Origin of the sequence: Arthrobacter sp. 131MFCol6.1 (assembly GCF_000374925.1) — a bacterium.
Lineage (GTDB): Bacteria > Actinomycetota > Actinomycetes > Actinomycetales > Micrococcaceae > Arthrobacter.
On record NZ_KB895551.1, the window covers coordinates 1 to 18,913 of the forward strand.

The 18,913-nt window shown below is 68.0% G+C and carries 19 protein-coding genes and 1 pseudogene; 5 read left to right on the forward strand and 15 right to left on the reverse strand.

What is annotated here, in order from left to right; translation table 11 throughout:
• The 7 genes and pseudogenes from C566_RS0116355 to C566_RS0116385 all read right to left on the reverse strand — a co-directional run.
• Nucleotides 1-584: pseudogene (locus tag C566_RS0116355) on the reverse strand (bifunctional D-altronate/D-mannonate dehydratase); the annotation flags it as partial.
• Nucleotides 585-692: 108 nt separating this feature from the next.
• Nucleotides 693-1,727: a sugar kinase gene (locus tag C566_RS0116360; RefSeq protein ID WP_018775434.1), complete on the reverse strand. Its 1,035-nt coding sequence runs from the start codon at nucleotides 1,725-1,727 to the stop codon at nucleotides 693-695.
• Nucleotides 1,724-2,395: a bifunctional 4-hydroxy-2-oxoglutarate aldolase/2-dehydro-3-deoxy-phosphogluconate aldolase gene (locus C566_RS0116365; protein WP_018775435.1), complete on the reverse strand. Its 672-nt coding sequence runs from the start codon at nucleotides 2,393-2,395 to the stop codon at nucleotides 1,724-1,726. Before C566_RS0116365 ends, C566_RS0116360 begins: the two co-directional genes overlap by 4 nt.
• Before the next feature lie 53 nt (nucleotides 2,396-2,448).
• Complete coding sequence (dgoD, locus tag C566_RS0116370) at nucleotides 2,449-3,597, reverse strand: galactonate dehydratase (protein WP_018775436.1); 1,149 nt, start codon at nucleotides 3,595-3,597, stop codon at nucleotides 2,449-2,451.
• A 7-nt stretch (nucleotides 3,598-3,604) separates the two neighbouring features.
• Nucleotides 3,605-4,516, reverse strand: a complete 912-nt coding sequence (locus C566_RS0116375; RefSeq protein ID WP_018775437.1) for a carbohydrate ABC transporter permease — start codon at nucleotides 4,514-4,516, stop codon at nucleotides 3,605-3,607.
• Entirely contained in the window at nucleotides 4,513-5,466 is a 954-nt protein-coding gene (locus C566_RS0116380; protein WP_081627363.1) for a carbohydrate ABC transporter permease, read from the reverse strand. Before C566_RS0116380 ends, C566_RS0116375 begins: the two co-directional genes overlap by 4 nt.
• 128 nt (nucleotides 5,467-5,594) lie before the next feature.
• Nucleotides 5,595-6,890 (reverse strand): ABC transporter substrate-binding protein, encoded by a 1,296-nt coding sequence (locus tag C566_RS0116385; RefSeq protein ID WP_018775439.1) that lies wholly within the window; start codon nucleotides 6,888-6,890, stop codon nucleotides 5,595-5,597.
• A 139-nt stretch (nucleotides 6,891-7,029) separates the two neighbouring features.
• Between C566_RS0116385 and C566_RS0116390 the strand changes: the two genes are divergently transcribed.
• Entirely contained in the window at nucleotides 7,030-7,779 is a 750-nt protein-coding gene (locus C566_RS0116390; RefSeq protein ID WP_026266771.1) for a FadR/GntR family transcriptional regulator, read from the forward strand.
• 95 nt (nucleotides 7,780-7,874) lie between these two features.
• Here the strand turns inward: C566_RS0116390 and C566_RS0116395 are convergent, their stop codons facing one another.
• Complete coding sequence (locus tag C566_RS0116395; RefSeq protein ID WP_018775441.1) at nucleotides 7,875-8,906, reverse strand: aldo/keto reductase; 1,032 nt, start codon at nucleotides 8,904-8,906, stop codon at nucleotides 7,875-7,877.
• Nucleotides 8,907-8,925: 19 nt separating this feature from the next.
• Entirely contained in the window at nucleotides 8,926-9,798 is an 873-nt protein-coding gene (locus C566_RS0116400; protein ID WP_026266772.1) for an NAD-dependent epimerase/dehydratase family protein, read from the reverse strand.
• A 172-nt stretch (nucleotides 9,799-9,970) separates the two neighbouring features.
• On the opposite strand from C566_RS0116400, the gene C566_RS0116405 reads away from it, so the two are divergent.
• Together C566_RS0116405 and C566_RS0116410 are read left to right on the forward strand one after the other, a co-directional pair.
• Nucleotides 9,971-10,441 (forward strand): universal stress protein, encoded by a 471-nt coding sequence (locus C566_RS0116405; RefSeq protein WP_018775443.1) that lies wholly within the window; start codon nucleotides 9,971-9,973, stop codon nucleotides 10,439-10,441.
• A 10-nt stretch (nucleotides 10,442-10,451) separates the two neighbouring features.
• Nucleotides 10,452-11,138 (forward strand): hypothetical protein, encoded by a 687-nt coding sequence (locus tag C566_RS0116410; protein ID WP_018775444.1) that lies wholly within the window; start codon nucleotides 10,452-10,454, stop codon nucleotides 11,136-11,138.
• Nucleotides 11,139-11,181: 43 nt separating this feature from the next.
• Here C566_RS0116410 and C566_RS0116415 read toward each other — a convergent pair whose 3' ends face one another.
• A complete protein-coding gene (locus C566_RS0116415; protein ID WP_018775445.1) occupies nucleotides 11,182-12,546 on the reverse strand; it encodes a phosphoribosyltransferase in 1,365 nt (454 codons plus the stop codon).
• A 5-nt stretch (nucleotides 12,547-12,551) separates the two neighbouring features.
• Here C566_RS0116415 and C566_RS22790 point away from each other — a divergent pair, with 5 nt between their 5' ends.
• Nucleotides 12,552-12,692: a hypothetical protein gene (locus C566_RS22790; protein ID WP_155846921.1), complete on the forward strand. Its 141-nt coding sequence runs from the start codon at nucleotides 12,552-12,554 to the stop codon at nucleotides 12,690-12,692.
• Here C566_RS22790 and mgtA read toward each other — a convergent pair.
• Nucleotides 12,665-15,397 (reverse strand): magnesium-translocating P-type ATPase, encoded by a 2,733-nt coding sequence (gene mgtA, locus C566_RS0116425; protein ID WP_018775447.1) that lies wholly within the window; start codon nucleotides 15,395-15,397, stop codon nucleotides 12,665-12,667. The genes C566_RS22790 and mgtA overlap by 28 nt on opposite strands.
• Before the next feature lie 242 nt (nucleotides 15,398-15,639).
• Between mgtA and C566_RS0116430 the strand changes: the two genes are divergently transcribed.
• Complete coding sequence (locus tag C566_RS0116430) at nucleotides 15,640-16,374, forward strand: GAF and ANTAR domain-containing protein (RefSeq protein ID WP_018775448.1); 735 nt, start codon at nucleotides 15,640-15,642, stop codon at nucleotides 16,372-16,374.
• Between the two features lie 24 nt (nucleotides 16,375-16,398).
• Here C566_RS0116430 and C566_RS0116435 read toward each other — a convergent pair whose 3' ends face one another.
• The 4 genes from C566_RS0116435 to C566_RS0116455 all read right to left on the reverse strand — a co-directional run bounded on the left by C566_RS0116435 (nucleotide 16,399) and on the right by C566_RS0116455 (nucleotide 18,858).
• Nucleotides 16,399-17,193 (reverse strand): alpha/beta fold hydrolase, encoded by a 795-nt coding sequence (locus tag C566_RS0116435; RefSeq protein WP_043467234.1) that lies wholly within the window; start codon nucleotides 17,191-17,193, stop codon nucleotides 16,399-16,401.
• Nucleotides 17,194-17,366: 173 nt separating this feature from the next.
• A complete protein-coding gene (locus C566_RS0116445) occupies nucleotides 17,367-17,576 on the reverse strand; it encodes a hypothetical protein (protein ID WP_018775450.1) in 210 nt (69 codons plus the stop codon).
• 95 nt (nucleotides 17,577-17,671) lie between these two features.
• Nucleotides 17,672-18,085, reverse strand: a complete 414-nt coding sequence (locus C566_RS0116450; protein ID WP_018775451.1) for a VOC family protein — start codon at nucleotides 18,083-18,085, stop codon at nucleotides 17,672-17,674.
• Nucleotides 18,086-18,291: 206 nt separating this feature from the next.
• A complete protein-coding gene (locus C566_RS0116455) occupies nucleotides 18,292-18,858 on the reverse strand; it encodes a type 1 glutamine amidotransferase domain-containing protein (RefSeq protein ID WP_018775452.1) in 567 nt (188 codons plus the stop codon).
• Nucleotides 18,859-18,913 lie beyond the last annotated feature (55 nt).

The window sequence follows — 18,913 nt, forward strand, 5'->3', positions numbered from 1 at the left end:
CGGAGGTAGGCGCGGGTGTCCCAGTCCTCTTCCTGCGGGAACGCGCCGCGCCCGGCCGGTTCGTAGTCGTACCGCTCCCCGGAGGCCTGGGCCTGGGCCGCGACGCCGTAGACGGCCTTGATCCCGGGGACCGCGGTCTGGATCCGGATCGACTTGTACCCGAGCTCCAGGTGTTCGCGGACCGAGTCGAAGAGCGAGGGCAGGTCCGCGCCGGAGGCGTGCCCGTAGGCGCGCAGCCCGTTCCGGGACGCCCCGCCCAGGAGCTGGTAGACCGGCATCCCGGCGAGCTTGCCCTTGATGTCCCACAACGCCATGTCCACCGCGGCGATCGCGGCCATCGTGACCGGCCCGCGGCGCCAGTACGAGGACCGGTACAGGAACTGCCAGGTGTCCTCGATCCGGTGCGGGTCCTTGCCGATCAGCAGCTGCGCGACGTGCTCCTTCAAATACGCGGCCACGGCCAGCTCGCGCCCGTTCAGGGTCGCGTCCCCGATCCCGGTCACCCCGTCCTCGGTGGTGATCCGCAGGGTCACGAAGTTCCGGGAGGGGCTGGTGACGAACACTTCAGCGGCAATGATTTTCACAACAGGTCCTTATCTGCTCTAACGGGGATGTCTTAATTGCCCGGCGCCAACGGCGCGGCGCCGGGCAAAACGGCGGGGGCGGCGGGCGGCGGGCTGATTGCTGGAGGCTTAGCGCTGGGTGGTTCCGCTCGGCGTGGTCCCGAGCAGTGCCAGCTCCGCGCGGCCGGGCAGGCCTTCCCAGTCCCCCGCGGTACTGACGGCGAAGGCTCCCGCCAGGGCGCCGCGCTGCAGGCGTCCGGCGGCGTCGGCGCCGTCGAGCAGGGCGGAGAGGTAGCCGGCGGTGAAAGCGTCCCCGGCCCCCACGGTATCGATGCTGGTCACGGGCACGGCGGGCACTTCCCAGCGCCCGTCGGAGGTGTGGACGCCGGCGCCGGCGGCGCCGCGTTTGACCACGACTTCCCGGACGCCGCGGTCCAGCAGTTCGGCGGCCATCGCTGTTTCGGCGGCATCTGCATCTGTATCGGCATCGCCGGGATGCGGTGTTCCCTCCGGGCCTGCCCCCACCGGGGCCGCGACCAGCCCGAGCTCGTCGTCGGAGGCGATCACGATGCTGGCGTGCCGGGCGAGCGGCGTGAGCGCAGCGCGGGCCTCCTGCCGGGTCCAGAGCTTGCTGCGGTAATTGACGTCGAGGGAGACCTCCATGCCTTCGGCGGCGGCGCGCTCGGCCGCGTACTCCACGGCCTTGCGGGCGTCGGGGCTGAGGGCGGCAGTGATGCCGGTCAGGTGCAGGATCCGGGCACCGGCGCTCAAGGCACGGTCCAGGTCCTCCCGGCCCAGGGTGGACCCCGCGGATCCGGCACGGTAGTAGAAGGCCCGGGTGACATCCGCGGTGCGTTGTTCAAGGAACATCACCCCGGTGTTCCGTGCGGCGTCCACCCGGTGCCGCAGCCTGATCCCCTCGGCGCGCAGCTGCCGCAGGATGTACTCCCCGTGCGGGTCGGCGCCGACCACCCCGGCCCAGGTGACGCTGTGCCCAAGCCGGGCGACCCCGACGGCCACGTTCGATTCTGCCCCGGCCACGTGCATCCCCAGGCTGCCGCCGGCGGACAACGGACCGGTGGACCGCAGCGAGACCATGGACTCGCCAAACGTCAGCAGGTCCACAGCCTGCACGGCGGACGCGCTGTCGACGTCGGCGATCACCGCAGGCTCCCCGCGCGCGGGCGGCCAAATCCGGCGGCCAGGGCCACGAAACCGCGGGCCCGCTCCCGCATCGGGGCGAGGTCGCCGCCGGAGCCGGCGTCGCCGAACAGCGGTCCGCCGAGCCCCACGGCGATGGCGCCGGCTTCCCAGTAACCCTCGGCCTCATCCAGCCCGACGCCGCCGACCGCGATGAAGGGGATGCCGGGGAACGGATCGCGGAGCGCCTTGAGGTAGGCCGGACCGCCGATGGAAGCGGGGAAGAGCTTGACCGCGGTGGCGCCGCGGTTCATGGCTTCGTGGGCCTCACTGGGGGTCAGCGCACCGGCGAGCACGGGCACCCCCAGCCGGGCCGATTCGGCGATCGACTCTGCCAGCGACGGGGTCACCATGAACTGGCCGCCCGCCTCGGCCACCTGGGCAACGTCCCGGGCCGTCAGCACCGTTCCGGCACCGACGAAGCAGCCCGCGGGGGCGGCTGCGCGGACGTCGCGGATCGCTTCAAGGGCCCGCGGCGTGGTGAGCGCTATTTCGACGTACCGGAAGCCCTCCTCCATCGCTGCGAGGGCTGCCTTCGCGGCGGCCGCCCCGTCTGTGCCGCGCACAATTGCCACGAGCCGGCTTTCCTGGATGCCGGCCAGCAGCAGTTCGGGCGTCAGCGTGTTCTCCATGTCAGGCTTCTCCTTCGTCGGGGCAAATAGGTCCGGATCCGGCGTTCGGGCGTTCACCACTCGGCGAAGGCGCCGTCGGGGTGCCGCCAGACGGGACCGCGCCAGGCATGCCCGCGCTTGTCCGCGGCCCGGACCACGGCCTCGTCGATCTCGATGCCCAGGCCCGGGCCGGTGAGCCGTTCGATGTGTCCGTCCACGAACTTCAGCGGGGACTTGTCCACCACGTAGTCCAGGACTTCGGCGCCCTGGTTGTAGTGGATGCCGATGCTTTGCTCCTGGATCAGGAAGTTGGGTGTCGCGAAGCCCACCTGCAGGCAGGCGGCGAGCGCCAGCGGGCCCAGCGGGCAGTGCGGGGCGAGCTGGACCTCGTAGATTTCGGCGAGCGAGGCGATCTTGCGGACCTCGGTGATGCCGCCGGCGTGGGAGAGGTCCGGCTGGGCCACGGCGATGCCGGCCTGCAGCGCGGGCAGGAATTCCTGCCGGCTGTAGAGCCGCTCGCCGGTGGAGACCGGCGTCGTGGTGGATGAGGTGAACTCGCGCAGCAGGTGCGTGTTTTCCGGGACCACCGGTTCTTCGAGGAAGAAGGGCCGGTACGGTTCCAGCAGCGGCGCCACCCGGCGGGCGTTGGCGAGGCTGAAGCGGCCGTGGAAGTCCACGGCGACGTCGCGGTGGTCGCCGAGGACCTCGCGGGCGGCGGCGACGCGGCGGACGACGCCGTCGAGCTCGGCCACGGAGGCGATGGGGCTCATCCGGCCGCTGGCGTTCATCTTGACGGCCGTCAGCCCGACCTCCAGCTGCGCGCTGATCTGGTCGGCCACCTCGTTGGGCTCATCCCCGCCCACCCAGCCGTACATCCGGATCCGGTCCCGGACATGGCCGCCGAGCAGCTGGTGCACGGGGGTGTTGAAGTGCTTGCCGGCAATGTCCCAGAGGGCCTGGTCCAGGCCGGACACGGCGCTGGCCAGGATCGGCCCGCCGCGGTAGAAGGACCCCTTGGTCATGACCTGCCAGTGGTCCTCGATCCGCAGCGCATCGTTGCCGATGAGCAGCTCCGAGAGCTGCTCGACGGCGGTGCGCACGGTTTCGCTGCGGCCTTCGCAGCTCGCCTCCCCCCAGCCGACGATCCCGCTCTCGGTCTCGATCCGGACGAAGAGCCAGCGCGGCGCCACAAGGAATGTTTCAATCCTGCTGATGAGTGTCATCTGTTGCCTAGCCCTTGGTCGCGCCGGCGGTCATGCCGGAGACGATGTACTTCTGCGTGAAGAGCGCAATGATCATGATCGGGATGGTGACCACGGTGGCGGCCGCCATGAGTCCGCCCCAGTCGATGCTGGCGTAGGAGACGAAGTCGAAGATCGCGACCGGCAGCGTCTTGGTCTTGGAGCCGGAGAGCACCAGGGCGAACATGAAGTTGTTCCACGAGAAAATGAAGGACAGGATGCCGGCGGTAGCCATGCCGGCGACGGAGAGCGGCAGCGTGATGCGGCGGAACGCGCCAATCGGGGTGAGGCCGTCCACCTGGGCCGACTCCTCCAGCTCCAGCTGCAGGGAATCGAAGTAGCTCATCATGATGTACACGATCAGCGGCAGCGCGACGAACATGTGGCTGAGGATCAGGACCTCGAAACCGCCCACCATCTTCAGGTTGGAGAAGACGTAGTACCAGGGCACCAGCAGGGAGACGCCGGGGATGACGCGGGCCATAAGGACCACGAGCGCCGAGCGGTGCATCGTGAACCGGCTCATGGCGTAGGCGGCCGGCACGCCCAGGACCAGCGACAGGGCCGTGGAGACGAAGGCCACCCAGAAGCTGTTGAAGATGAAGACGAAGTAGTTGTTCCGCTGCAGCACATTGGCGTAGTTCTCGAATGTGGGGGTGAACAAGAACGACTTACCGGTGTCGTAGATGTCCACGTTGGTCTTGAGGGAGGCCAGCAGCATCCAGAACAGCGGGGCGATCAGGAACAGCACCACGGCCACCAGTGCGGCGACGCGGAACACCTTGTACGCGCGGGTGCCCAGCGGCTTCCGGGGGCGCGGCGCCGTCTTGGCCGGCTCGGCGGGGGCGGTTTGGGGTTCGGTGTTTTCAGTGTCTTCGGTGTTTTTGGACAGTACGGTCATTTGCTTACCGCTTTCTTGCGCATGGTCAGCAGCCACATGGAGCCGATGATGATCATGAAGAACAGGATCAGCACCGCGGAGGAGAGGCCGTACTGGTTGTAGTCGAAGCTCAGCCCGTAGGCGTAGACGTTGAGCGTTTCCACTTCGTGGAAGGACCCGCCGCCTTTGCCCTTGGTGGCGTAGAGGATGTCGAAGGTCTTCAGGGCGTCGATGCCCCGGAGCAGGATGGCGACGATCACGGTCGGCATCATGAGGGGCAGCGTGATGAAGAAGAAACGCTGGAAGGCGTTGGCGCCGTCCATCCGGGCCGCCTCGTCGGGCTCCTCTGAGAGGGAGGTCAGCCCGGCCAGCAGGATCAGGACCACCATGGGGGTCCACTGCCACACGTCCATGAAGATGGTGGTGCCCAGCGCCGTGTCCTGGCCGGAGAGCCAGGGCTGGGCGGGAATGCCGACCATGCCGAGCAGTTGGTTGACGAAGCCGATGTTGGGGTCGAAGATCAGCCTCCACATCATGCCGACCGCCACGGGGGTGGCGACGAGCGGAAGCAGGATGGCAACGCGGACCCACTTTTCGCCGCGGAACGGGCGCCACAGCAGCAGCGCGATGCACATGCCAAGCACCACCTCGCAGATGAGGGCAACGCCGGTGAAGCTGAGCGTGCGGCCGACGGCGGGCCAGAAGCGTTCGACGTCGGACAGGACCGTGAGGTAGTTCTGCAGGCCGACGAACTCGGAGGCAGCCCTTACCGAGCCCTGCGAATCGGTCAGGCTCAGGTACAGGGTCCAGGCCAGCGGGAAGACGATCAGGACGCCGACGAAGATCATGGCGGGGGCGGCGAAGAGCCACTTGCGGTGCCGGTTGGCCCAGCCCGAGAAGTTCTCGCGTGCGCTGGGTGGGCGGGCGGCCTTCCTGGTCGGCGCGCTGCGGGGAGGGGTCAATACAGACATGGTTCACCTAAGGAGTTGGGGGTGAAGTGAAGAGCTGGCCGCGGCGGGACGGCAGCGGACTGCCGTCCCGCCGGGCTCGATGGTGCGTCACGCGGGTAGTGCGTCAGGCGCGTAGCGCGCCGGCCGCGCTACTTCTTTTCGGTGTCCAGGAACTTCTGGAAGGCGTCGTGCGCCGTGTCGGCTGCGGCGGAACCGTCAGAGCCGGTGATGGTCGCGACGATCGGGCCGCCCACGATTTCGCGGGCCTTGCCCACGGTGAGAACCTGGGGACGGTCGTGTCCGACGCCGTTCTTGGCACTGACGGTGATGGCCTCGGCGAGGTCCTTCGGGTACGTGGAGGTTCCGGCCGGGTCAGCCCAGACCGAGGCGCGCGGTCCGGGGACGCCGGCCTTCTGTGCCTCGAGGGTGCGTTCCTTGCTGGTGGCCCACTGGATGAACTTCCAGGCGTTGTCCTGGTTGCTCGATGCCTGGTTGACGGCGAGGCCCCAGGACGGGATGTTGTACGGCTTGGAACCGGCGGGGCCGGCGGGCAGGGCGGCGAAGCCCACCGTGTCGGCGACCTTGGACTTGGCCGGGTCGGTGGCGTTCTTGTAGAGCGAGTCGGCCTCGGTGTAGAAGGCGGCCTTGCCCTGCGTGAAGATTGCCATGGCCTCGGGCCAGCTCATGTCGGTGCTGACGTTGGCGGGGCCGTAGTTCTTGATCAGGCCGCCGTAGAACGCGTAGGCCTTCTTCGCGGCGTCGGAGTTGACGGCGGACTTGCCGCCGGCGTCGGTGAAGTCGCCCCCGAAGCTGTACAGGAAGCTGGAGAACTGGGTGACGGCAGCGGACTTGCCGGTGCGGGCCACGAAGCCGGCGGTGTCCGGGGAAGAAGCCTTGATGGCCTTGGCCGCGGCTTCGAGCTCGTCCATGGTCTTGGGAACCTCCAGGCCGGCGGCCTTCAGCAGGTCCTTGCGGTAGTAGAGGACTTCGCGCTCGGTGATGATCGGGACGCCGACCACTTTGCCGTCAACGGTGGTGGCCTTGACCGGGCCCTCCTGGTAGTCCTTCCAGTCCCACGCGGCGTCCGAGGAGACCTTGGACGTCAGGTCCGCGAGGTAGCCGTTCTTCGCGAACGCCTTGCCTTCCTGGAGCGGGCGGTACATCATCACGTCGATCTCGTCGCTGCCGGCGTTGAGCTTGACGTTGTACTGGTCCGAGAGCTGGTCTTCGCCCAGTTGGGTCAGTTCGACCTTGAGCCCGCTGGACTTCTCGAATTCCGGGATGGCGGCCTTGATGCCTTCGGTCCAGACATGGTTTGCGAGAGTGACCCGGACGGTGCCGGAGGTCTTGGCGTCGGTGCTGCCGCTGGCTCCGCCGCAGGCAGTCAACCCCAGGGACAGGACCGCGGCAACAGCCGCGTACTTCGCAATTGAACGTCGCTTCATTACGACTTCCTTTGGTTTTCAGGGCTGGCGAGAACATCCAGCCGACTGCAAATGCATCTTTACATCCGCTCTGGAAGCGATCATAGAGAAATAAAGCAGACTTAAACAAGACCCTTGCGTCCACCAGTATGATTTATTTATGAAAACTCCAAAGGCGGAGCCAACAGCAGACCTTCATGCCGTGCTGCTCCAGAACCTGGGGCTTGCCATCGCCGAAGGGACGCTGGCGCCGCACTCGATCCTGCGCCTGGACGAGATTGAGGCCCAGCACAACGTCTCCCGGTCCGTGGTGCGGGAAGCCACCCGCGTGCTGTCCTCCAAGGGGATGCTGGAGTCGCGGCGGCGGCTGGGGACGGTGGTGCAGCCGGAGGAATCGTGGAACGCGTACGACCCCCAGGTGATCCGCTGGCGGCTTGCGTCCTCAAGGCGCCTCGAGCAATTGCAGGCCCTGAACGAGCTCCGCGGGGCAATCGAACCGCAGGCTGCCCGCCTCGCCGCCGAGAGGGCATCCTGGGATGCCGGCAGCGACCTCGTCTCCCTCGCCGCACGGCTGTGGGCGTCCGGCCAGCGCGGGGACCAAGACGAGTTCCTCCGGCTCGACATCGACTTCCACGCGGCGGTGCTCCGTGCCTCGGGCAACGCCATGTTCGCCCAGCTGCACAACCTGGTCACCGAGGTGCTGACGGGGCGCACCGAGCACGGCCTCATGCCGCATTTGCCCCACCACGAGGCCCTCCAGCTGCACGTGGATGTGGCCAGCGCCATTCAGCGCGGCGAGGCGGACGCCGCGCACGCCGCCATGAGCAGGATCGTGGAGCAGTCCACCGAGGAAATGGGCGACATCTGGTCCAGCTACCACGCCGGCGGCCCCGCCTCCCCCGGGAACTGACGCGGGGTCCCTCCGCGCCCATCCACCCCCTGGACCGGTGCCAGGTGACTTCGCGTTATTTGGTTAGCGGCCTATTTGGTAAGCGGCTTGTTTGGTTAGCGGCCGCCCTCGAGCTTCCGGCTGCGCTGTTCCTGGGCCATGGGCCCGTACGGATAGACGCCGACGCGCGGCCGGCTGACCTCGGTCAACCGCTCCGTCTCGCCTGCGGTGAGCCGCAGATCCGCGGCCGCGAGATTGTCCGCCAGCTGCCCGGTGGTGCGGGCGCCCAGGATCACCGAGGTGACCGCCGGCCGGTCCGCCAGCCAGGCCAGCGCCACCTGGGAAGGGCTCACGCCATGGCGCCCGGCGGTCTGCTCCACCTCGGCAATCACGTCCCAGGTGCGCGGATCGGCGTTGCGGGCCTCCCAGGCCTCCATCCCCCGCTTCGGGTTTTCGCCGAGCCGGGTCGCCCCGGCCGGCGGCTGGTCGCGCTTGTACTTGCCGGACAGCCACCCGCCACCCAGCGGCGACCATGGCAGCAGCCCGATCCCGGCGTCGAGTGAGGCCGGCACAACTTCCGACTCGATCTCCCGGACCAGCAGGCTGTACTGAGGCTGCAGCGTCACCGGGGCGCTCCAGCCATGGGCCTTCGCCACATGGACAGCCTTGGTCAACTGCCAGCCCAGGAAGTTGGAGAAGCCGTAGTAGGCGATTTTGCCGCTGGTGACGGCGTCGTGCAGGAACCGGAGGGTCTCCTCGAGGGGCGTGACCGGATCCCAGGCGTGCAGCTGGTAGAGATCGATCTGTTCCACGCCCAGCCGGCGCAGCGAGTCATCGAGTGCCCGGACCAAGTGCCGGCGGGAGGTTCCGACGTCGTTGGGCGCCTGGCCCATGGGGAAACGGCCCTTCGTGGCCACCACCGCCCGGTCCCGGACCTCGGCCCGGTCCGCCAGCCACCGGCCGATGATTTCCTCCGACACCCCCGAGCTGTAGACGTCGGCGGTGTCGATGAAGTTGCCGCCCGCCGCGAAGTAGTCATCCAGGATCGCGCGGGATTGCTCCTCGGTGGCCTCGGCGCCAATAGTCATGGTGCCCAGCGCGTAATTGGAGACGACGGCGCCGCTGTTGCCCAGGGTGCGGTATTGCATGGAGCTCCTCAAATTGGGGTCAGTCTTCCGTGGGGGTGGTGCGCAGCGGGTGGTAGTTCCGCCAGGTGTGCTCCGGCGCGTAGCCCAGCAGCCGCTTGGCCTTGTCGATCGAGAGCATGGTCTCGTGCTCGGCCAGGTCCTTGACCACTTTCACGTTCGGGAACACCTCGGCGGCCAGGCTGGCGCTGGAGCGGCTCATCACCGTGTCCTCGTTGGCGATGATGAACGCCTCGAAGCCGGGTTTGCCGTGCTCCAGGGCGCGGGCCACGGCCTGCGCGCCGTCCCGGCCGTCAATGTAGCCCCAGAGATTCCACTTGCGCGCCCGGGCGTCGTGGTCGAAGGAGGGGAATTCCTCATAGTCCTCCGGGTCCATCACATTGGAGAACCGCAGGCCGGTGATACTCAGGTCCGGGTCCCAGCGGGTCAGCTGGATGGCCATCTGCTCCTCAAGGTGTTTGACCAGGGAGTACGTGCTTTCCGGCCGGGCGGGGTAGTCCTCGTCCACCGGGATGTAGGGAGGGTCGACGTCGAAAGGCAGCCCCAGCACCGTCTCACTGGACGCGTAGACGATTTTCTTGATCCCGGCCCGGCGGGCAGCCTGGAACACGTTATAGGTGGACTGCATATTGTTCTCGAAGGTGGCGGCATCAGGGGCATGGCCCGGTGCGGGAATCGCTGCCAGGTGCACCACGGCGTCAAAGCCGGCATGGCGGTCCTCCAGGCCCAGGAACACATCCACCACCTGGCCGTAATTGCGCAGGTCCACCTCCGTGAAGCCGCGGCCGCGCGCGCCGGTGCGGTCCAGGTTGGTCACCTCGTGCCCGTCATCGCTGAGCCGCCGCACGACGTTTCGGCCCAGCTTTCCGCTTCCTCCAGTAACAGCAACTCGCATCAGGAACTCCTCGGGTGGCAGGCTCGGCTGACCGTCATGGTCCGGCCGGGGGCCGGCACCTGCTCCGGTGCCGCGCTCACCGTTCCACCCTAAGGGGAGGCGGCCGCAGTGCCCAGCCCCGCGTGACTTTCGGCCCTAGGCAGTCCCGGGGGCAGCGGCAAGGCTGGGGAACATGAACGGTGATCAGCGCATTGTCGTGGGTGTGGACGGTTCCGAGTTTTCGACGACGGCGCTCCGCCTCGCCGGGCGCATGTCCACGGGGCTGAACATCCCGTTGGAAATCATCACCTGCCTGGGAACTTCCGATTTCTTCCTTGCATCCCACCTGCCGGAGGACAGAACGCCCACCCTCGATGAGCTGGAGGAGACCGCCGAACGCCTCGTGGACCAGTCACTGGAGCGGGCCTTCGGCGAATCGCGTCCGGAAGGACTCACCCGCTCGGTCAAGTTCGGGGCGCCGGCCAAGGTCCTCATCGAGGAAAGCCAGCACGCCGAGTTGCTCGTGGTGGGCCGGCGCGGCAAAGGCGGCTTCCTCCATCAGGTCATGGGCTCGGTGAGCGGGGCCTGCGCGGCCCACTCCCACTGCCCGGTGGTGGTGGTCGGCCCGGACTCGGACGACCTCCGGGGCCGGACCAGCGGATGAGGTCCCTCGCGTGAGCGGTCCGCACGTTCCCGGCCGGCTGCGCGGACCGCTCGCGGCGCTGGCTGCGGCATCGGCGGGCGCAGCCTACGTCCTGGCCGTCCGGCCGCGGCTCCTGCGCTGGGGGGCCACCACCCAGGAGGCCGCCGGCCCGCTCGCCGGGGACGAGATCGTGCCCGCCCCGCGCATGCAAAGCACCCGTGCGGTCACCATTGCGGCGCCGGTGGCAGAGGTCTGGCCATGGCTGGTCCAGATGGGCGCCGGGCGCGGCGGATTCTACTCCTACGACTGGCTCGAACGCGGCGCGGGTCTGGGCATCCGGAACGCGGACCGGATTCTCCCGGAGCTGCAGCGCCTGAAAGTAGGCGACATTGTTCCGATGTCCGCCGACGGCGGCCTGCCGGTCAGGCTCCTCCAGTCCGGGACGGTGCTGGGGCTGGGCGGAACCATCGATCTGCGCACGGGGACGATGTCGCCGGCAGGGGTCCGCCCCACCGGGCGCCGGCTGGACATCAGCTGGACGTTCGTGTTGCGGCCCGCTGGTCCCCAGGCCACCAGGCTCCTGTCCCGCACCCGGTACGACTTTTCGCCCCTGGCGGAGGGGCTGGCCCTGCGCGCACTGCTGGAGCCAGTGCAGTTCCTGATGGAACGGCGGATGCTCCTGGGGATCCGGTCCAGGGCAGAGGGCCGCCGGGGCTAGGGTCCGCGGCCTTCGTGACCCCGGCCCTGCTGGTTCCGCCCCCTCAGACGCCCGCTGCCCGCGCGCTGGCACCGTTCGGGGGCAGCAGGTAGTCGACAAACCAGTCCCGCGCCAGGATGGCCGCCGCCGCGAGCGTGCCCGGCTCTTCGAATAAGTGCGTCGCCCCCTGCACAACGGCGAGCTGGCTGGGGCTGCGCATCATCGCTTTCGCCCGGCGGTTGAGTTCCAGGACCTCGTGGTCCAGGCTCCCCACGATCAGGAGCGTGGGCGCTTTGACGGCGGACAACCGCGGGCCGGCGAGGTCGGGGCGGCCACCGCGGGACACGACAGCCGCGATCCGGGCCGACGGCTCCGACGCCGCCCACAGTGCAGCCCCGGCTCCCGTGCTCGCACCGAAATAGCCCACAGCGCAGGAGGCCGTATCTGCCCGGGTGGAAAGCCAGTCCGTTGCCGAGGACAGCCTGCGGGCCAGGAGTTCGATGTCAAAGACGTTGGCGCGGTGGCGCTCCTCCGCCGGCGTCAGCAGGTCCAGCAGCAGCGTGCCGAGACCGGCCTGCTGCAGGACACCGGCCACGTACCGGTTCCGGGGGCTGTGGCGGCTGCTGCCGCTGCCATGGGCGAACAGCACTACGGCCCGCGCCGGCACCGGCAGGTGGAGCTGGGCCTGGAGCCGCACCCCGCGGGACGGGATTTCCACTTCCTCGTCGACGTCGGCGGCGCCGTCCGTGCGGGTCGCCGTCGAGGTCCAGAAGGGCGGCGGTGCGGCCTCGACGCGTTTGGCCGCAAGATCGAGCAGGCGCAGCACCTCGTCGTCGTCAGTGGGCGAGAAGTCCCGGTAGTGGTATCCGACGGCGGTGAACTGGCGCGGGGTCGCCAGGCAGACCACTTCGTCCGGTTCTGTCAGGTCGGCGAGGGTCTCGGCGGGGGCAACCGGAACGGCCAGGATCACGCGGGCCGCACCCTGTTTACGGGCGACCCGGCAGGCCACCCGGGCGGTGGAGCCGGTGGCGATCCCGTCGTCGACGATCACCGCGATGCGTCCGGTCAGGTCGTGCCGGGTCCGGCCCTTCCGGAACAGCACCACCCGGTTTTCCAGCACGGCGCGTTCGCGTTCTTCAACAGCCTGGAGTTCCTCGCCGCTGACCCGTGAATGGGCCAGGACTTCCTCGTCCAGGACTTTGGCGCCGCCTTCACCGATCGCCCCCATGGCGAGCTCGGGCTGGTAGGGAAGCCCAAGTTTCCGCACCACAATCACATCCAGGGGAGCGTCCAGGGCGGCGGCGACTTCGAAGGCTACGGGCACGCCGCCGCGCGGCAGGCCCAGGACCACAATGTCCTGGCCCCGCAATTCCGCCAGACGCCTGCCGAGCTGCCTGCCGGCGTCCACCCTGTCTTCAAAGATGCTCATGGGCTATGGCTTTCAAGTCGAAGCGTGGGCCATCGGCCATCAGTCGTGTGCTGCTGAAACTGGTGCGCTCCTACGGGTTCCCCAAACCCGAACAGGACCAGGTGGCCGCTGCCTCCAACTATCCGCCCGCGGCCGAAACCCTGTGAGGGCCTTTATGCCCGAGTTTGCGTCGACGGCGCCATCCCGGGCCCCGGCGGACGAGGAGCGGCTTCGCCGGGATGCTGAAGCGGGCGGCCCGCCGGGCAATGCGGTGGGTCCGGCCGCGGTGCCGGAGCGCCGCTGGCCGGCCAGGGACAGGCTGCTGGGCGGCCCGGGCGTAGAACCAGACTTTCGCCATTTCGACCAGAACCAAGTACACCGCGGCCATCCCGAGCAAGGCGAGGAAGAACGGAACAGGCAGCGGATCGAAGCCCAGCACGCCGGCCAGGGGCGAGAACGGCAGGTACACCCCCAGGGTTACCACCCCCAGGGAGGCACCGACCAGGCCCAGCGACGGCCTGCTCCGGAAGAAGGGCACGCGCCGGGTCCGGATGACGAAGATGATCAGTGTCTGCGTGACGATGGACTCGATGAACCAGCCGGCCCGGAATTCGCCGGGAACCGCGTCGAGGACGAACAGCATCAGGGCGAAGGTCGCGAAGTCGAAGATAGAGCTGATCGGGCCAAACAGGAACATGAAACGCCGGATGAAGCCGATGTCCCAGTGCGATGGGGCCACCAGCTGTTCCTTGTCCACCCGGTCGCCCGGAATGGCCAGCTGGCCGGCATCGTAGAGCAGGTTGTTGAGCAGAATCTGGCCCGGCAGCATGGGCAGGAAACTCAACAGCACGGAGGCCGTAGCCGCACTGAACATGTTGCCGAAGTTGCTGGACGTGCCCATGAGAACGTACTTGATGGTGTTGGCGAAGATCCGCCGGCCTTCCATGACGCCCTCAGCCAACACCCCCAGGTCCTTGTCCAGCAGCACGACGTCGGCGGCGTCCTTGGCGACGTCGGTGGCGCTGTCGACCGAGATGCCGATGTCCGCGGCATGCAGTGCCAGGGCGTCGTTGACGCCGTCGCCCATGAACCCGACGGCGCCGCCGCTTAGCCGCAGCAGCCGGATGATCCGCGCCTTCTGTTCGGGCGATACGCGGGCGAAGATGCTGGCCTCCCGTGCGGCGGCGGCCAGCTCCGGATCGGACATGGCCTCCACGGCGGCGCCGCTGAGCGTTCCGCCGGAGAGGACGCCGAGTTCGTCACAGACCTTTTCGGCGACCCGGGCGTTGTCGCCGGTGGCGATCTTGACCGTAATGCCGAGCGCCTCGAGCTGGTCAAGCGAGCCGCGGGCATTGGCTTTGGGCCGGTCCAGGAAGATGAGGAACCCGGCAAGGACCAGGTCTTTCTCGTCGGATGGCGTCAGGTCCTCCAGCCCGCCCGCGGGTCGCGTTCCGACAGCTATCACCCGGGATCCGGCGTCGAACTGCTTGTCCAGCATCGCCTGCACGTCCGCCGGCGTGCCCACGCAGAGGGCCAGGACATCTTCCGGCGAGCCTTTTGTGATGATGCGGGCTTCTCCGTTGGCTTCGCGCACCAGCACGCTGGTCCGGCGGCGCTGGTGGTCGAAGTCTATGACGTCCAGGCGTTCGTAGCGCTCGGGCCGGAAGGCCGCCGCGTCGGATGATTCCCAGAGGGCGGCATCCAAGGGGTTCAGGCCGACCGCAGAGAGTTTCGCCTCGGCGTATTCGGCCTCTGTCGCCAACAGTCCGAGCGTGAGCAGCTCGGCGGGCGGGATGCCCGGGCCGACGGGCAGCGCGGCGGTGAAGCTGATCCGGCCCTCGGTCAGCGTCCCGGTCTTGTCCGTGACCAGGATGTCCATGTCGCCCAGGTCCTCGATGCAGACCAGGCGCTTCACCAGGACCTTGCGCCGGGCCAGTTGCCGGGTTCCCGTGGCCAGGCTGGTGCTGACCACCGCGGGCAGCAGCTGCGGAGTGATGCCGACCGCGATCGCCAGGGAGAACAGCAGCGATTCGATCACTGGCCGGTGCAGCAGCAGGTTCGCGACGAAGATGAGCGAGCTCAGTCCGATGGCCACCTGCAGCAACAGGAAGGAGAATCGTTTCAGGCCCAGCTGAAACTCGGTCTGCGGCTGCCGTTCGCCCAGGCCCAGTGCAATCCGGCCGAATTCCGCCCGGCCTCCGGTGGCGACCACCACCGCGGTACAACTGCCGGACTGAATCACGGTCCCCATGAAGAGGCAGCTGCTCAGCTCCGCCAGCGGCGCATCCTCCGGCACCGGCGCCGGGTCCTTGGCGACCGGCAGCGATTCCCCGGTCAGGATGCTTTCATCACACAGGAGGTCCTTCGCCGTCAGCACCCGCATGTCGGCCGGAATGATCGCGCCGATCCCCAAGTGGACGACGTCGCCGGGCACCAGCGCGGTGACGTCGATTTCGCCTTGGACCCCGTCGCGGATGACGACGGCGCGGTGCGTGACGCGCGAATGCAGGGCCTCCGCAGCGCGTTCGGCCCGGTATTCGTTGCTGAATCCGAGCCCGACACTGACCAGCAGGATCACGCCGATGACGATCGCGTTCGTGGGATCCCCGAGAAACAGTGAAAGCCCGGCGGTGATGAGCAGGAGGATCAGGATGGGGCTGGCCAATTGCCGGCCCAGCACCGACCACCCGCTGGCCATGTGGGTCCGCACCGCATTCGGTCCCAATTCCGCCAGCCGCCTGACCGCTTCGGCACCAGTCAGTCCATTCCCGCCCGAGCCCAGCTCTTCCAACACGGCGGCGACGGGCCGGCCCGCGGCGCGGGCGATCGCCAGCGGTGCGGAGGGCGAGCCCTTGACGTCCAGCTCTGGCATGCGGATCCGTTCACGACAATTCGTTTAAGGCACAGCTTATGCCCGGGACGAACGGTTCAGGAGCCGTCGGACCAGGGCCTGAATGGAACCTGCGTTTCCCGGATGTATATACTCTCCCGGTACGGTTTTGCAGCGAGCCGTTGGATTGTTCTTCGATCCGGCCGCTGCCGTATCCGCCACTTTGCCGCGGTGGAAAGCATGGCCGGGTCGTCTTGACCTGAGTGAAACGGCACAACAGATAAGTGGTCAGCGAGTCAACCGCAAATTCAATAAACCAGCACCTGCATGAACTGGTGCTCACCAGCTCCGACGTCGAGGACTTCCTCGGTGAGCTCGCCCGCGTGTCCGCGCGCAGCCTGTCCGAGCCCGGGGACGAAATCCTGTGCGGCATCACGCTCCTGCGGGAAAGGAAGGCGGCCACCGTCGCGAGCAGCAGCCCCGCCTCGCAGGCCATGGACGAAATCCAGTACGCCTTCGGCGACGGTCCTTGCATGACGGCTTCCCGCGAGCAGGAAACCGTCCACGTTGAGGATCTGGTTCTGGATGGCCGCTGGCCGCAGTACGCCGCCACGGTGCGCGGACATGGCTTCCGGTCCATCCTGGCGCTGCCGTTCCTGCTCGAAGGCGAGACCCGGGCCGCCCTGAACCTGTATTCGCACCGGCCGGGCCGGTTCGATGAGCGCGCCACGGAACTTGCCCGTGACTTCGTCCACCAGACATCCATGGCCCTGCGCCTCGCTGTCCGGTTCGCGCACAGCAGCGATACGGCCGCCAACCTCAAGGCCACCCTGGAGACGCGTACCGTGATCGACGTCGCCGTCGGCATCATCATGGCGCAGAACCGCTGCAGCCAGGCCGAGGCGTTCGAGCTCCTGAAGTCGGCCTCGAGCGCCCGGAACATCAAGCTCCACGCCGTCGCGGCCGGGGTGGTCGAGTCACTCGGTCAGGGCCCCACCCGGACCCACTTCGACGTCTGACCCCGGCCCTGGGCAGCCCGTGCGTCAGGCGGGGCTTCCGGGCAGCGGCTCGCCCGCGGCCGCGCCAAGGCCCGTGAACGCCAGAATGCCGTCCCGCACCTCGAGGGCCCGGTTGTGCTGGACGACGTGCCCGGTTCCCTGCACCTCCAGCAGCCGCCCGTGGCTGGCGAGCCCGGCCAGCCGGCGGCACCAGTCTGCATCCGCGATGGGGTCGTTGGCGCCGCGCACCACGAGGACCGGTGCGCTGACGCCGGCGATCCTCTGTTCCATGGGGTACTCCATCATGACCTGCAGGGTCTTGAAGTACCAGGACGGGCCGCAACGCAGGTAGTCGGTGAAAACCAAGGCGTTCGAGGAGGGGCTCTCGTAGAACAGGCAGTCACGGCCCAGCGCCAGGGCCGTCCGCGCCACTGTGCCGCGCCGGGGATCCACCACGGGACCCATCAGAACCACATTCGGGATCCGTCCCGGTTCCTGAAGGGCCGCCTCCAGGGCCATCTGTGTTCCCATCGAGTGCCCCACCAGCACCATTTCCGCAACGCCAAGCTGTTCCATGGCGCCGAGGATGTAGCGGGCATGGTCGGCAATGGAGAGCGTGTACGCGGGTCTGGGGGTGGCGCCGAATCCCGGCAGGTCGATGGAGTAGGTCTCCACCGATCCGGCCAGGATCCGGTGCAGCCGGCGCAGGTAACGGTGTGACGCGCCGATTCCGTGGATGAGCACGACGGCGGGCGCGGACCCGCCAGCCATGTCGCGCGAGGCGAAGACGTGGCCGGCGTGGCCCGCGACCAAAATCTCCAGACGGACCGGATCGGTCATGCTGTGCACGACCGCGGCGCGCAGCGCGGGGACGGGAGGGACCGCGTGGCAGCAGCCGGGGTCATGGAGGGCTCGTTTCGTTGCCGGGTGGTCGGCCCAGTCTAGTAAGCCTGCTGGCTAGATCCCTGACGCCGTGCGGGACGGCCGGCCCCTTTCAGGCTGATCCCGGCGGATCAGGTGTCCCGTTTGTCCCGTTCTTCGAACTCCTCATCGAGGTCATAGTGCCGGAATTCCGTCTCCGGATTCGGCTCCCCCTCCACCACGTACTCATAGTCCAACTGGCGCTCGACTTGGCTGTCGAGGACCTGAAGATCCTTGTCCGGCACCTTGCTGAGGTCCTCCGGGAAGTCATCTTCCGGGCTGAGGTGCAGCTTCTCGGTCATTGCATGCCTCCCTTGGCCAGGGGACGGACTCGTCCCTGCACTGTCCTGGCTGCATCTAGGATAGCGCTAGCTGCCGGCCGGGCCGAGGGCCCCTCCTAGGCGGGCTCGGAACCGACGTTCACCAGCCAGTCCACACCAAACCTGTCCTTGCACATGCCGAAGATGTCGCCCCACGGTGCCCTCTCCAGCGGCATCGCGATGGTGCCGCCTTCGGCCAGCTTGTCGAAGTAGCCACGGAGCTCAGCCTCGTTGGACCCGCTGAGGGATACGGAAAAGTTGTTGCCCGGGGTGTAATCCATGCTGTTGGGCGTGTCCGCGCCCATCAGCACCATGCCCGCGTCCGTCCTGAGCTGGGCATGCATGATCTTCTCCTGCTCCGCCGGGTCTTCGCTGGCGTGGTATTCGGCGAAGGTACTCATGGTCAGTTCGCCGCCGAACACCGACTGGTAGAAGGTCATGGCCTCTTGCGCGTTGTCGCGGAAGCCGAGGTAGGGATTGAGCGTAGTCATGTCCGAAACTCCTTGCTGCTGGGGGCGCCGGCCGGGGCGGCAACGACGACGGTTCACGGTACAGGGCATATCCTGCCGCAAAACCGGCAGCGTGGGTAGGTGCCCGGCAGCGGAACCAGGCCGCCGACGACAAAGCAACTGAGGGGCCATCCGGAAGCGTCCGACGGCGGCCTTTGCCGCCGTCGGAGGCTTCCGCGGGCGTGCGGCTACGGCGTCTGGCCTGCGTGTTCGCCTTCGGCGATTTCCTCAAGGAGCTTGGCGTTGAAGGCCGGGAGGTCACGCGGGCTGCGGCTGGTCACCAGGCCCTGATCCACCACGACCTGCTCGTCAGTCCAGATCGCGCCGGCATTCTTGAGGTCCGTCTGGAGCGTGTGGTACGAGGTCAGGCTCCTGCCGCTGACCACGCCGGCGTCAATGAGCAGCCACGGGCCGTGGCAGATGGCGGCGACGGGCTTGTGCTGCTCGAAGAAAGCCCGAGTGAACGCCTGGGCGTCCTTGTCGACTCTGAGATGATCGGCGTTGACCACGCCGCCGGGGATGACCAGGGCGTGGAAATCGGCGGCGTCAGCCTGCCCCACGGCGAGGTCGACCGCGAACGTCTGCCCTTTTTCGGTGCCGTCATAGCCCTGCAGCTCTCCGCTCTTCGGCGAGACCAGGGTTGGCACGCCGCCGGCTTCCTTCACGGCATCCCACGGGCTGGTCAGCTCCACTTGCTCCACACCGTCGGTCAGCAGGAACGCGACTTTCTTGCCCGAAAGGTTGTGCTCTGACATATATGTCCTCCTCGTGCCGGGGCGCGGGCCGGGCAGCATTTGTTCAGTGCCGGCG